The sequence below is a fragment of the Enterobacter sp. BNK-13 genome (assembly GCF_048685015.1).
GTDB classification, from domain to species: Bacteria; Pseudomonadota; Gammaproteobacteria; order Enterobacterales; family Enterobacteriaceae; genus Enterobacter; species Enterobacter quasiroggenkampii.
The window spans coordinates 186,700-199,684 of record NZ_JBLQTP010000001.1 but is presented as its reverse complement, the minus strand read 5'-3'; the positions used below and the strand labels follow the sequence as shown (position 1 = coordinate 199,684).

Genomic DNA, 12,985 nt, shown 5'->3' with positions numbered 1-12,985 from the left:
TATACTTCATATGATTATCATATTGTTAAATGATAATTATATTTAATGTGTTAAGATGAAAGTCAGCATAAACAGTCCCTTACGTCACTCCTGGGGGCTGTTTGCATCCTCGACATGTAAAACAGCACCGGGGCGGTGAATGGAACACATTGTGTATGTGGTTGATGACGATGACGCAGTCAGACAGTCCGTAATCGGGCTGCTGGAATCCGCAGACTTAAACGCCATCGGCTTTTCATCGGCAGAAGCGTTTCTTCAGCACCGCTTTGAAGAGCTCCCCTCGTGCGTGGTTCTGGATATGCAGATGCCCACCATCTCGGGTTTTGAGGTGGCAGATGCCCTCAAGGACAGCGGGCGTGAAATCCCGATTATCTTTCTCACCGGCCACGGCACCATTCCGATGTCGGTGCGCGCCATTAAAGGCGGCGCTTACGAATTTCTCACCAAGCCCGTCGAATCCACCGCGCTTATCGACGCCATTGAGTCCGCGCTGCAGCTGGCGGAAAACAATGCCGAGCGCAATAAAGAGCACTACGCCCTGAAGCAGCGCCATCTCTCCCTCACGCCGCGCGAACACGAGGTGCTCACGCTGGCGATAAGCGGCATGCTGAACAAGCAAATTGCCGCCGAGCTGGGCGTCAGTGAGATCACGGTGAAAGTGCATCGCCGTCGCGTAATGGAGAAAATGCAGGTGCGCTCCGTGGCAGAGCTGGTCAGGGCCGTTGAGCGCCTGACCAAAAGCCAGCCTGCGGAGTAACGTTTACCCTTCCTGTACCGACAGCGGCAGCGCAAAGGCAAACACCGTGCCGTAAGGCTCCCGGCGGCGCGCGCTCAGCTTCCCGCAGTGGCGCTCAATGATGCTGGCGCTGATGGTCAGCCCCATCCCCATTCCCTGTGGCTTGGTTGAGTAGAACGAGTCAAAAATCTGCTCCAGCCGCTCGGGCTCAATGCCGCTCCCGGTATCGGCGATCTCAACGATCGCTTTCCCGTCCGCGTTGCTGGTGCTGAGGGTGATGGTGCAGGCGCGATCCTTCACCTCGGCCATCGCCTCAACGGCGTTCATCACCAGGTTAAGCAGCACCTGCTGGATCTGCACGCTATCGCCGGTGATAAAGCTGTCCTGCGCCTTCAACAGGTAATCAACGCTAATGTGTCGCTGCTCCAGCTCGCTGCGGGAGAGCGCGATGATATGGTGGATCAGATAGTGCAGATCGATGCGCGAGAAGGTGGGATCCTGTTTGCGCGTCAGGGACTGGATGCTGCGAATGATCTCCCCCGCCCGTGCGCCTTCCGCGGCGATCTCTTCCAGCCCTTCCCGCACTTTATCCAGCCGGGCGGGCTCCCGGCTGAGCCAGCGCAGGCTCGCTCCGGCGTTAGAGACGATCGACATCAGCGGCTGGTTGATCTCATGGGCGATGGAGGAGGTCAGCTGCCCGACGGTGGTGGCGCGGGACACCCTCGCCAGATCCGCCTGCGCCACCCGCATGGCATCCTCTGCGGCGCGCTGGCTGGTGATATCGGTGATGATACCGTAATACTCGTTCACCTCGCTGCCCACGCCCACCGGATCGCCAATCCCGAGGATATAGCGCGTTGAACCGTCGGTACGCTTCACCCGAAACTCCGCGCGCATGGAGAGCCCTTCGCGCACGCTCTGCGTGACGATGGTGCTGATGCGGGCGTAATCGTCTTCATGGACGAAGGTCAAAAACTCCGCCATGGAGATCATCTTTTGCTGCTCGGGCAGGCCGAGGATGCGGGCGTACTCCTCCGAGACAAACATCAGATCCTGCTCCAGCTCCCAGCGCCAGCTGCCGGTGTGGCTAATCTGCTCGCCCAGCATCAGCGAGGTCTGGCTGGCGCGCAGCTCTTTTTCCACCCGACGGCGCTGGATGTTCTCCCCCAGCAGCTCGGCGTACAGCCGCGCCGTCTCCAGGGAGACCGCAGCCTGCGCCCCCAGCAGGCTCACCACGCGAGAATGCTCGGCGGTGAAGACTTCCGGCATCAGGCGGTTTTCCAGGTAGAGCACGCCCACCAGCCGCGCCTGCTTGAACATCGGGACGCACATGACGGCCGCCCCCGAGGTCACCAGATAGGGATCCTGACTGAAGGGGTGGAACTCCTCCGGCTTACCGGTGCGGATCTCCTGCCCGGTGCGGATCACCGCCGCCAGCACCGACAGGGGCATGTCGGTCGCCGTCGGCACGTCTTTCAGGATCCGCACCCGCACGCCTTCAGTGCTGGTCCAGGCGCTGGCCTCGATCTCCGGGATCAGGTTATCGCTCACGCGAAGCAGCAGGCCGCGCTGCGCCCCGGCGCGTTCGAGGAGGATCGTCATCAGGTTTTCGATTAAGCGCTCGAGGTTGATCTCTTCCGACAGCGCGCGGGAGGCTTTGATGACGCTCTGCAGATCGCGGATGGTCTCGTTCTGAGCGAACGCCACCGTGTCATAGGCGCTCGCCTGCCCGGAGGCCAGCAGATGCGGGAAATCCTGCTCCAGCTGGCGCACCTTGGCCTGCGCGCCCGCCCGGCCCCAGGCGGCAATTGCGCCACGGAAGTGTGCGTCCGAGGCGGTTGGATAGCCGCAGGCCAGCGCAAAGCGGCCCGCCAGCTCGTGGGCCAGGGCATTAATCGGATTAAACCCGCCCTCGCGGGAGAGTCGGACCGCCTTCTCGTACTGCTCAAGCGCGATGCTGTTCATCCCGTCCAGACGCACGATTTCGGCGTAGATCAGCGCCTCTTTATCCGCGAACGTGCCGGGATTAATGCGCGCCCAGAGGGCGATTTTGTCATAGTGGGCGTGAATGCTGCGGCGGTGGTTCGCCGAGAAGGTCTCCGGCGTCAGCTGACGGGAAAGCGCCAGCGCGCTGTAAAGATGGTAATCCAGCAGATGGATGTGCCCCGGCGCAGACCACGCGTACCACCCCGCCATCTCCAGATCCGCCTGCGCGTCGGCATACTCGCCGCAGGTAAAGTGGGCCATGCCGCGGTAGAGCCAGTACCAGAACAGCATAGTGGAGGTCTGCTCCGGTGCCTGCTCCGGCGACGCGGGCAGCAGCGCCTCCGGCAGCACCTGCGATGCGGTCCAGGTGCCGATAACCGGCGTGCGCAGGAACTCAACGTAGCCGCGCTGGACCATCAAAATGGTCTCCACGTCCTGGAAGTGGGTTTTACGCACGAACGCCAGGCCGCGATCGATGCTGGTCAGCACCCCGTCCAGGTGATCGCCCCGGGAGAGGAAATTAATGACCTGGTGGCAGGCCGCAAAGCAGGCCATCGTCATATCGCCGTGGGTCACCGCCGAGGTAAAGCAGGCTTTCGCGCACTCGATGGTAAACGATAAAGGCTGGGTCCAGACGCTGAGCTGGTCGAGCGGCAGCAGGGTTTTAGCTTCGAATGCGTCGTAGCCGTGGCGATTGACCAGTTCGCGGGCCAGCGTGCCGTACTGGAAGCCGAGGCGATACTCGGCGTAGCGGTGGCCCATCAGCACGCCAAACCAGGCCATCGCCGTGGTGGAGGCGCCGGTAATACCGTGGTCGAGCGTCAGGTGCATCATGCGGCAAAGCAGTAAAAAGTGCAGGCGCGGACAGATGAAGCTGGAGCAAATGCTGGCGCTGTAGAGCAGGTTCATCACCGCTTCGGTTTCCGGGTTATCCATCCGCGAGAGCGGGGCAAACAGGCTTTGCGGCGCGTCGCCCGCGCGGTTACAGAAGTGTTCCCAGGCCTCGTCGCAGTCGGCATCTTCCGGATAGCGGCCGATCTGAATACCAAAGACCCCCAGCCAGCAGAGCGCCGCCTCCAGCGCCAGACGGCTGTCCGACTGGCGAATGTACACTTCCACCAGCAGATTGGCCGCCAGCGCCTTTTCGGTCAGCCCGCCGGGGCACCCGAGAATGGCGTCACACAGCTCGCGGGTGCGCGCCAGGTGCCCCAGCGCAAACTCGCAGCCCGCCTCTTCGATATCGAGCATAAAGTCTGACACCGTCCCGGCGTTGCCCAGCGCTCGGGCTGTCTGGATATAGCTTAGCGCCGAGAGATAATCCCCCGAGCGTTTCGCGCGTCGCGCGGCCAGCAGGCTCAGCTCGCGGAACATCTGGCGCTGCGGGGCAGGCTGGATGCTGTCCAGCGCGGCCGTGACGTGATGTACGGCGCGGAACAGCAGCTCGTTCCCCGCCGCCTGCCGCGCGGCGTCGGCCAGCAGGCTGGCGGTGGTCAGATGAAGATGGCTTTTCTCATGCCGATCCAGCAGCGCAAAGGCGGCCTCCTGCACCCGGTCGTGGGTGAAGGAGTACGCTTTCTCCGTCAGCACGATCAGCTGCGCCATGACCGCCGGATGCAGCGCGTAGCGCATTTCCGCCATCGATATACCAACCACGCGGCAGATCATCTCCATTTCGCCCGTGCCGCCGAGGCAGGCAAGGCTGCCCAGCAGGCGACGCGTCTCGTCGGGCAACTCTTCCAGCTTCTCCAGCACCAGGGTGACGACGTTTTCGGTGTAATGCCGGGCGCGGATCGCCTGCAGATCGTAGTGCCACTTGTCCTGATATTTGTTGTGCACCACCAGCCCGTCATCGACGATGCGGCGGAAAAATTCGTGTACAAAGAGCGGGTTGCCCCCGGTCTTTTCATGGATCAGCGTGGCGAGGTCGGTCGTCGCCGTGCTGCGGGTACGAAATACCGTCCCCAGCCAGCGGGACACGGCTTTGACAGAGAGCGCCTGCGGGACAATTTCGCTCGCGTGCTGCGCCGCCTCCGGCAGGCTCGCCAGCTGCTGTTGCAGTGCGGGTTCGGACAACGAACCGATATCGCGGTGAGCCACAACCACCAGCAGTGGGATCGCGCCGCAGTTCACCAGCAGATAGTTGAGCGTATGCAGGCTGGCGGCGTCGCTCCACTGGAGATCGTCGAGTACCAGCACCAGCGGGCAGCCCTGCGAGGCAAAGGTTTTCACCAGCGCCAGCACCATATGGCTGAAGCGCGCCCGGGCATCAATGGAAAACGTATCCGCCGGGAAGCGCGGCTTGCGCTCAAGCAGCAGGCCCAGCTCGGGCACGAGGCTCACGGCCAGCGCCTCGTGTCCTTCCAGGGCGCGAGAAAGACGGATTTTCCATTTCGCCACCTCGTCTGCTGGCAGGCCCAGCAGGTGCAGGGTCAGGGGGCGGAATGCGGAGCTTAATACGCCGTAGGGTAATGACGGTGAAAACTGATCCACTTTGCCCACAGCCAGCAGCACCGTACGCTGCTGGAGCGTTTTTAACGCCGTCGCAATGATGGAGGATTTGCCGATCCCCGACGGCCCGCCGATGGTCACCAGCTCCGGCACGCGGTTCTCCCCCACCCGCTCAAACGCGGCAATGACGTCATTCGCCTGCGGATGCGTCGCGAACAGCGAGTCCGCCAGAAGAATAGCCGGGGTGCGGTCCTGCTGGCCGGGGGTAAAGGCAACGATCTCGCCCTCACCGGTCAACGTCGCCTGGCAGCGGCGGAGGTCGGCAATCAGCCCGTCAACCGTCTGGTAGCGGTTATCCGGGTGCTTCTCCAGCAGCTTCAGGATGATGGTCGACAGCATTCCCGGCACGTCCGGGCGTATCGCGTCCGGGGCCAGCGGCGCCGAGGCAATATGGTAGTGCGCCCAGTTGGTCCGATCGTCCTCCCCCAGTTCAAACGGCAGACGTCCGGTCAGGAGTTCATACAGCACCACGCCGAGGCTGTAGAGATCGCTGCGGCCATCGACGGGGCGCTGGGTGCGGGAGGTGTGCTCCGGGGACATATACGCCGGCGTGCCGCCTGAAATGGCAAGCCGGGTCTGCGCGAAGGCGCCGGAGAGGCTGCATGAAAGGCCAAAGCTGCCCAGACGGCAGGTGGCATCGTGATGAACAAAAATATTGCCGGGCTTGATATCGCCGTGGATCAGGTTTTGCAGATGCATCTGGCGCAGAGGAACGCAGATCTGGATCGCCAGCTCGATAAAGCGCGCGATCCCCGAGATCGCCCTGCCCGCGCGCCGCGCCAGCAGCTCAAACGAAAACGGGGCGTACACCAGCGCGAAGCGTCCCCGGTACTGGGTGGACGCGACGGCGCGAATGGCCCAGCTATCCTGCAGCGCGTCACGCAGCGCAAACTCGTTTTTCAGCAGCCGGGTGGCCCGCTCTTCCTCTTCGTCGCTGACCGCGGTGGCGATAATGAACGAGCCGCCGGAATGAGGATGTCGCGCATGCATCCAGGCAATTCCGCCCTCCTGCGCCAGCACGGTAAAAATCACATCCTCTTTAAGGACAAAAACCCGCCCCTGGTGAAGATTTCCCTGGGCGGGCCAGAATGCAGGCTGCTCGTGTTCGTTCATCCGCGATCCTTATTGTCGGCGGGCCAGCTCCCGCTGAATATGATCCAGCAGAATATCGATGTTAATCGGCTTACGCAAAAAAGCAGCGGCGCCCAGACCGAGAGCGTACCGCTGCATATTTTCATCAGCATGACCGGAGATAAAGAGCACGGGCGGAGGCGGTACGGCCAGCAGCCGCAGCTTGTCAAACAGCTCAAGGCCGCTCATGCCCCGGAGCTTGATATCGGTGATCACCAGCGCCGCGCCGGACAGGGCAAGCGGATGGCTCAGAAATACCTCTGCCGAATCAAACGTGTCGGTTGAATAGCCTTCCGACTCCAGGAGATTACTCAACCCGCTGCGGACGGAACGTTCGTCATCAATGATGGCAATGCGCCACGGCAGCGTCATGCTGTTATTCCTCTAACCAGTCATTTAACGTCGCGAGGGTCCTTCGCGGGCGCAGGGGGCGCCGTGCCGCTGATTTTCGGTACGCATTCGTGACGAAACCAGGCGAGGGTGAGCGGTTCGCGACTCAGTAAACGTCGTCCCACCGGGATAAGCTGTTCGCCCACCAGCATGCCGAACAGGCCAAGCAGGGCGACAACCGGCGGTGCCGGGGAATGGACGTCGAGCAGAGCGTAAATTACCCCAGCAACCACGCCACACACCAGCGAAATTATCCATGCTTTCATGATGACGCTCCCGTCTGCGATGCCGCCTGCGGAACGGTCACCTGAGGAGGAGGGGCGCCGTCGCGGGATAAGAGATGGCGCGCCGCCTGTTCACCCGCCAGCATCCCCAGCAGACCAATCAGCGCCAGCGCGGGCGGCGCGGGGGAGCGCACCTTCAGCACGGCATACATCAGGCCAATCAACACGCCTGCCGCAAGGGATATCAGCCCAGTACTCATCGTGAACTCCAGAGAAAGAGGCAGCGGCGAGCCGGATGAGGGACCAGCCCGCCGACGGGACTTAGCGAGCCGGAACCGGCGCTAAGGTGCGGTGCTCGCTCTTCTGGCGAGACGGCGCTTTATGCACCATGGTGTAGGCGTAATCCACGCCCATGCCGTACGCGCCGGAGTGCTCGCGCACGATGTCCATCACCGCGGTGTAGGTCTCTTTACGCGCCCAGTCGCGCTGCCACTCCAGCATTACCTGCTGCCAGGTCACCGGGATCACGCCCGCCTGGATCATGCGCTGCATCGCGTAGTCGTGGGCTTCTTTGGAGGTGCCGCCGGACGCGTCCGCCACCATATAAATTTCGTAGTCGCCTTCCAGCATCGCGCACAGGGCAAAGCTGTTGTTGCACACTTCGGTCCACAGACCGGCAACCACGACCTTCTTCTTGCCGTTGGCATTCAGCGCATCGCGCACCTTCTGGTCGTCCCAGGAGTTCATGGAGGTACGCTCCAGAATGTCCTGACCCGGGAACACGTCCAGCAGCTCAGGATAGGTATTGCCGGAGAAGCTTTCGGTCTCTACGGTGGTGATGATGGTCGGGATGTTGAACACCTTAGCCGCTTTCGCCAGCGCCACGGTGTTGTTTTTCAGCACCTGGCGGTCAATCGACTGCACGCCAAACGCCATCTGTGGCTGATGATCGATAAAGATGATCTGACAGTTCGCAGGGGTTAACACTTCGAGCTTTGAAGAGGTCATAGCATTTTCCAGTGGTTAAGGGTAGAAATCGCCGCGAGCGCCGCGACGATAAAGTCACCCTCATCCTGCGGTTTTCCTTCTCCGCGCGTAATTATCTCTTCGTATAGTTAACCTTAGGTATAGTTATACTTTGGTATACCTATCCTATTGTATAACTGGATCTTTGCCGAAACCGGTTCCCATAATCCTGACCATTCCCCTCTCAGTCAGGAGCAGTTATGGATACCCCAGGTAAAGCCGATCTCATTCTGGTTAACGGCCAGTTTCACACCGTCGATCGCGAGAATCCTGTCGCGGAAGCCGTTGCCGTGCGCGATGGAAAATTTCTGGAAGTGGGTACCGTCGCCGAGGTGATGCAGCACCACGGCGACGGCACCAAAGTGGTCGACTTAAAAGGCCACACCGCCATCCCCGGCCTGAACGACTCGCACCTGCACCTGATCCGCGGCGGGCTGAACTACAACCTTGAACTGCGCTGGGAAGGCGTGCCCTCCCTGGCCGACGCCCTGCGGATGCTGAAAGAGCAGGCGCTGCGCACCCCGTCGCCGCAGTGGGTGCGCGTAGTCGGCGGCTGGACCGAGTTCCAGTTTGCCGAGCGCCGCATGCCGACCCTCGACGAAATTAACGACGCCGCGCCGGATACCCCGGTCTTCATCCTGCACCTGTACGACCGCGCCCTGCTCAACCGCGCCGCGCTGAAGGTGGTCGGCTACACCAAAGACACGCCAAACCCGCCGGGCGGGGAGATCCAGCGCGACGCCAACGGCAACCCGACTGGGATGCTGATCGCCCGTCCGAACGCCATGATCCTCTACGCCACGCTGGCCAAAGGGCCGAAGCTTCCGCTGGAGCAGCAGGTTAACTCCACCCGCCAGTTCATGCGCGAGCTGAACCGTCTGGGGCTGACCAGCGCCATCGACGCGGGCGGCGGCTTCCAGAACTACCCGGAAGATTACGAGGTGATCGCCGAGCTGCACGCGAAAAAACAGATGACCATCCGCATCGCCTACAACCTCTTTACCCAGCGTCCGGGCCACGAGCTGGAAGACTTTGAAAAATGGACCGACATGCTCACGCCGGGCCAGGGCAGCGACTTCTTCCGCCACAACGGCGCGGGCGAGATGCTGGTCTTCTCCGCCGCCGATTTTGAAGACTTCCTCGAACCGCGCCCGGATCTCGCGCCGGGCATGGAGGACGAGCTGGAGCGCGTGGTACGCCATCTGGTGGAGCACCGCTGGCCGTTCCGCCTGCACGCCACCTATAACGAATCCATCAGCCGCATGCTGGACGTCTTCGAGAAGGTGAACCGCGACATTCCGTTCAACGGCCTGCACTGGTTCTTCGACCACGCGGAAACCGTAACCCAGGCCAACATTGACCGCATCAAAGCGCTCGGCGGCGGCATTGCCGTCCAGCACCGCATGGCCTTCCAGGGCGAGTACTTTGCCGAGCGTTACGGCATCGAAGCCACCCGCCACACACCGCCGGTGGCGAAAATGCTCGAGACCGGCGTACCGGTGGGCCTGGGAACGGATGCCACCCGCGTGGCGAGCTACAACCCGTGGACCGCGCTCTACTGGCTGGTCTCCGGCCGCACCGTCGGCGGGATGCAGATGTACGATCACAGCGCTCGCCTGGACCGCGATACCGCCCTGATGCTCTGGACCCAGGGCAGCGCGTGGTTCTCCAGCGAGCAGAATCAGAAGGGGCAGATCAAGGTCGGCCAGCTCGCCGACCTGGCAGTGCTGAGCAAAGACTATTTCCGCGTGCCGGAAGAGGAGATCAAGGGCATCGAGTCCGTTCTCACGGTGGTCAACGGCGACATCGTCTACGCCGCGGGCAGCTTTGGCCCGCTCGCGCCGCCGGCCATCCCGGTTCTGCCCGAGTGGTCCCCGGTGGTCAAGGTGCCGGGCCACTACCGCAGCGCGCCGCCGCAGGCCGCACGCGTGGGTATGAGTGTGGCTCACCACTGCAGCGGGCCGTGCGGGGTTCACAGCCACCAGCATGATTTCGCCCGCACGTCAGCGATGCCGGTGTCCGACGATAACGCTTTCTGGGGGGCGCTGGGCTGCAGCTGCTTTGCATTCTGATGAAAAACACCACTATGCCGCCCCGGATCGACCTGGGGCTGTTCTTCCTGCGCCTGACCGGCAGCCTGCTGCTGCTCTACGTGCACGGCCTGCCGAAGGTGCTGCACTTCAGCGAAGAGCTGACGCGCATTGAAGATCCGTTCGGCTTCGGGCCTTACACCAGCCTGATCCCGGCGATTGTCGCCGAGGTGATCTGCCCGCTGTTGATCATTGCGGGCGTCTACACCCGCCTGGCGTGCCTGCCGATTATCGCCGTGCTGCTGGTGGCGATGCTGGCGGTCCACCCGAACTGGTCGATTGCCGAAGGGCAGTTTGGCTGGCTGCTGCTGATTATCTTCACCACCCTTGCCCTCACCGGGCCGGGCCAGTGGCGGCTGCAGCGTAAGGCAACGGAGAGGTTCGCATGACCCAGGTTAACGACGTTCGCGACGCACACGTCGAGACGACGCCCGCACCGACGGTTTCACCCTGGCAGCCGCTGAGCCAGCCGGTGTTCCGCATGCTGTGGATCGCCACGGTGGTCTCTAACGTCGGCTCATGGATGAGCGACGTCGGCATCAACTGGAGCATGCTGACCGTGAGCGCCGACCCGCTGGATATCGCGCTGGTGCAGGCGGCCAGCAGCCTGCCGATGTTCCTCTTTGCCCTGCCGTCCGGGGTGATGGCGGACATCGTTGACCGGCGTAAATACCTGCTCTTCTCCCAGCTGTGGGTGTTCATCGCCGCCGCCGGGCTGACGGTGCTCTCCTTCACCGGACACGTCACCCCCACCGTGCTGCTGGTGGCGACGTTTCTGCTGAGCGTGGGGGCGGCGATGAGCTCACCGCCGTTCCAGGCCGTGGTGCCCGATCTGGTGAGCAAGCCGGAGCTGGGCGCCGCCGTGGCACTGAACTCGCTCGGGGTGAACATCAGCCGGGCGATTGGCCCCGCGCTGGGCGGTTTCCTGCTGTCGCTCGCCGGGCCGTGGATGGTGTTTGCCCTGAATGCGCTGTCCGTGGTGGGCGTGGCATGGGTGCTGTGGCGCTGGCGTCCGGCCCCGTCCATTCAGCGTCTGCCGCCGGAGCACTTCTTCTCTGCGGTGCGCACCGGCATCCGCTACGTGCACGCCGCGCCGGTGCTGCGCAACGTGCTGGTGCGTACGGTGGCCTTCTTCGTTTTCGGCAGCGCGGGCTGGGCGCTGCTGCCGCTGGTGGCGCGCCGCGAGCTGGGCCTGGGCCCGGCGGGCTACGGCGTGATGCTGGCGTGCATTGGCCTGGGGGCGATTGCCGGGGCCATTCTGCTGCCGCGCCTGCGCCAGCGGCTGAACGCCGACCGGCTGATGGTGGCCGCGAGTCTGGTCTTTGCCCTCACCATGCTGGCGCTGGCGTTTGTGCGCCACGTCTGGCTGCTCAACCTGTTTGAGTTCTTCACCGGCTTCGCATGGATTGCGGTGCTCTCGACGCTGAACCTGGGCGCCCAGCGCAGCGCTGCCCGCTGGGTGAAGGCCCGCGCGCTGGCGGTCTACCTGACGGTATTCTTCGGCTCGATGACCACGGGCAGCGCCATCTGGGGGCAGATAGCCTCCCGCTTCGGCACCCCGACCGCGCTGGTTGTCGCCACGCTGGGGATGGTGCTGGCAAGCGCCACCGTGTTCCGCTGGAAGCTGGAGAAAGACCCGGAATTAAACCTCGACCTGAGCGGCCAGCCGCTGGACGGCGTGGAGATCGACCTGCCGAACGAGCGTGGCCCGGTGCTGGTCTCGCACGAGTACATCATCGACCCGCACAACGCAAAAGCCTTCCTGGAGGCGGTCCACGAGCTGCGCCGGGTGCGACGCCGCGCCGGGGCGATGAGCTGGGCGGTGTACGAGGATATTGAACGCCCCGGCCTGTTTATCGAGACCTTCCTGATGGGCTCCTGGATTGAGCATCTGCGCCAGCAGGAGCGCCACACCATGAATGACCTCCTGCTGCAGAGCCGCGTTCTGGCTTTTCATCAGGGCACAACATCACCGGCAATTCGTTATCTGGTCGCGCCGGTATAACCCTAACCATCACCTGCACAGGAACACACTATGGCAACGTTTAAGGCAAAAGACGGCACGCAGATTTACTACAAAGAAGGCGGCGCGGGCAAACCGGTTCTCTTCAGCCACGGCTGGCCGCTGGACGGCGACATGTGGGACAGCCAGCTGAACTACCTGGCCGAGCGCGGCTTCCGCGCCATCGCCTTTGACCGTCGCGGCTTTGGCCGCTCGGATCAGCCGTGGAACGGTTACGACTACGACACCTTTGCGTCCGACATCAACGACCTGATCACCACCCTGGACCTGCAGGACGTGACGCTGGTGGGCTTCTCCATGGGCGGCGGCGACGTGACCCGCTACATCAACAACTACGGCAGCGCGCGCGTGGCCGGTCTGGCGCTGCTGGGCGCGGTCACGCCAATCTTTGGTAAATCTGAGACCTTCCCGCAGGGTGTGGATCAGAGCGTGTTCGACGGCATTCGCGACGGACTGCGTAAAGATCGCGCCCAGTTCATCAGCGACTTCGCCACCCCGTTCTACGGCACCAACGCCGGGCAGACCGTTTCCGCCGGTGCCCTGACGCAGACGCTGAACATCGCCCTGCTGGCGTCCCTGAAGGGCACCATCGACTGCGTGACCGCCTTCGGCGAAACCGACTTCCGCCCGGATATGGCGAAAATCGACGTGCCGACGCTGGTGATCCACGGCAGCAACGACCAGATCGTGCCGTTTGAAAGCACCGGCAAGCTGGCGGCAGAGATGATCAAAAACGCCACGCTGAAGGTGTACGACAACGCGCCGCACGGCTTCGCGCTGACCCACCAGGACCAGCTCAACGAAGATCTGCTGGCGTTTGTGAAGTCGCTGTAAATCTTAAAAAGCGAAGCCTGATGGCGCTTCGCTTATC

Annotated in this window: 10 protein-coding genes; 5 read left to right on the top strand and 5 right to left on the bottom strand. The window is 62.8% G+C overall.

Annotation, left to right across the window (positions count from 1 at the left end):
- Positions 1 to 139: 139 nt before the first annotated feature.
- Positions 140 to 757, top strand: a complete 618-nt coding sequence (locus ACMGGQ_RS00910; RefSeq protein ID WP_048028672.1) for a response regulator transcription factor — start codon at positions 140 to 142, stop codon at positions 755 to 757.
- A 3-nt stretch (positions 758 to 760) separates the two neighbouring features.
- Here ACMGGQ_RS00910 and ACMGGQ_RS00905 read toward each other — a convergent pair whose 3' ends face one another.
- The 5 genes from ACMGGQ_RS00905 to ACMGGQ_RS00885 all read right to left on the bottom strand — a co-directional run bounded on the left by ACMGGQ_RS00905 (position 761) and on the right by ACMGGQ_RS00885 (position 7,983).
- Positions 761 to 6,343: a trifunctional serine/threonine-protein kinase/ATP-binding protein/sensor histidine kinase gene (locus tag ACMGGQ_RS00905; protein WP_420289481.1), complete on the bottom strand. Its 5,583-nt coding sequence runs from the start codon at positions 6,341 to 6,343 to the stop codon at positions 761 to 763.
- A gap of 9 nt (positions 6,344 to 6,352) precedes the next feature.
- Complete coding sequence (locus ACMGGQ_RS00900; protein ID WP_008501346.1) at positions 6,353 to 6,733, bottom strand: response regulator transcription factor; 381 nt, start codon at positions 6,731 to 6,733, stop codon at positions 6,353 to 6,355.
- 20 nt (positions 6,734 to 6,753) lie between these two features.
- Complete coding sequence (locus ACMGGQ_RS00895) at positions 6,754 to 7,017, bottom strand: XapX domain-containing protein (protein ID WP_024909507.1); 264 nt, start codon at positions 7,015 to 7,017, stop codon at positions 6,754 to 6,756.
- Entirely contained in the window at positions 7,014 to 7,235 is a 222-nt protein-coding gene (locus ACMGGQ_RS00890; RefSeq protein ID WP_163342112.1) for a DUF1427 family protein, read from the bottom strand. The genes ACMGGQ_RS00895 and ACMGGQ_RS00890 overlap by 4 nt, the downstream gene beginning before the upstream one ends.
- Positions 7,236 to 7,296: 61 nt before the next feature.
- Positions 7,297 to 7,983, bottom strand: coding sequence for a hydrolase (locus ACMGGQ_RS00885; protein ID WP_420289480.1), 687 nt, complete (start codon positions 7,981 to 7,983; stop codon positions 7,297 to 7,299).
- 218 nt (positions 7,984 to 8,201) lie between these two features.
- On the opposite strand from ACMGGQ_RS00885, the gene ACMGGQ_RS00880 reads away from it, so the two are divergent.
- From ACMGGQ_RS00880 to ACMGGQ_RS00865, 4 genes are read left to right on the top strand one after another with little or no spacing between them, the layout of a single operon-like run.
- Entirely contained in the window at positions 8,202 to 10,073 is a 1,872-nt protein-coding gene (locus tag ACMGGQ_RS00880) for an amidohydrolase (protein WP_420289479.1), read from the top strand.
- Positions 10,073 to 10,480 carry a DoxX family protein gene (locus ACMGGQ_RS00875; protein ID WP_420289478.1) on the top strand — a complete coding sequence of 136 codons (408 nt, stop codon included), beginning with the start codon at positions 10,073 to 10,075 and terminating at the stop codon, positions 10,478 to 10,480. The genes ACMGGQ_RS00880 and ACMGGQ_RS00875 overlap by 1 nt, the downstream gene beginning before the upstream one ends.
- Positions 10,477 to 12,096 (top strand): MFS transporter, encoded by a 1,620-nt coding sequence (locus tag ACMGGQ_RS00870; RefSeq protein WP_420289477.1) that lies wholly within the window; start codon positions 10,477 to 10,479, stop codon positions 12,094 to 12,096. Before ACMGGQ_RS00875 ends, ACMGGQ_RS00870 begins: the two co-directional genes overlap by 4 nt.
- Before the next feature lie 30 nt (positions 12,097 to 12,126).
- Complete coding sequence (locus tag ACMGGQ_RS00865; RefSeq protein WP_024909512.1) at positions 12,127 to 12,948, top strand: alpha/beta fold hydrolase; 822 nt, start codon at positions 12,127 to 12,129, stop codon at positions 12,946 to 12,948.
- Positions 12,949 to 12,985: the final 37 nt, after the last annotated feature.

Excerpts from the sequence above, each read along its gene's own strand:
- ACMGGQ_RS00910 (WP_048028672.1), top strand. The coding sequence starts at position 140 with ATGGAACACATTGTGTATGTGGTTGATGACGATGACGCAGTCAGACAG.
- ACMGGQ_RS00905 (WP_420289481.1), bottom strand. The coding sequence starts at position 6,343 with ATGAACGAACACGAGCAGCCTGCATTCTGGCCCGCCCAGGGAAATCTT.
- ACMGGQ_RS00900 (WP_008501346.1), bottom strand. The coding sequence starts at position 6,733 with ATGACGCTGCCGTGGCGCATTGCCATCATTGATGACGAACGTTCCGTC.
- ACMGGQ_RS00895 (WP_024909507.1), bottom strand. The coding sequence starts at position 7,017 with ATGAAAGCATGGATAATTTCGCTGGTGTGTGGCGTGGTTGCTGGGGTA.
- ACMGGQ_RS00890 (WP_163342112.1), bottom strand. The coding sequence starts at position 7,235 with ATGAGTACTGGGCTGATATCCCTTGCGGCAGGCGTGTTGATTGGCCTG.
- ACMGGQ_RS00885 (WP_420289480.1), bottom strand. The coding sequence starts at position 7,983 with ATGACCTCTTCAAAGCTCGAAGTGTTAACCCCTGCGAACTGTCAGATC.
- ACMGGQ_RS00880 (WP_420289479.1), top strand. The coding sequence starts at position 8,202 with ATGGATACCCCAGGTAAAGCCGATCTCATTCTGGTTAACGGCCAGTTT.
- ACMGGQ_RS00875 (WP_420289478.1), top strand. The coding sequence starts at position 10,073 with ATGAAAAACACCACTATGCCGCCCCGGATCGACCTGGGGCTGTTCTTC.
- ACMGGQ_RS00870 (WP_420289477.1), top strand. The coding sequence starts at position 10,477 with ATGACCCAGGTTAACGACGTTCGCGACGCACACGTCGAGACGACGCCC.
- ACMGGQ_RS00865 (WP_024909512.1), top strand. The coding sequence starts at position 12,127 with ATGGCAACGTTTAAGGCAAAAGACGGCACGCAGATTTACTACAAAGAA.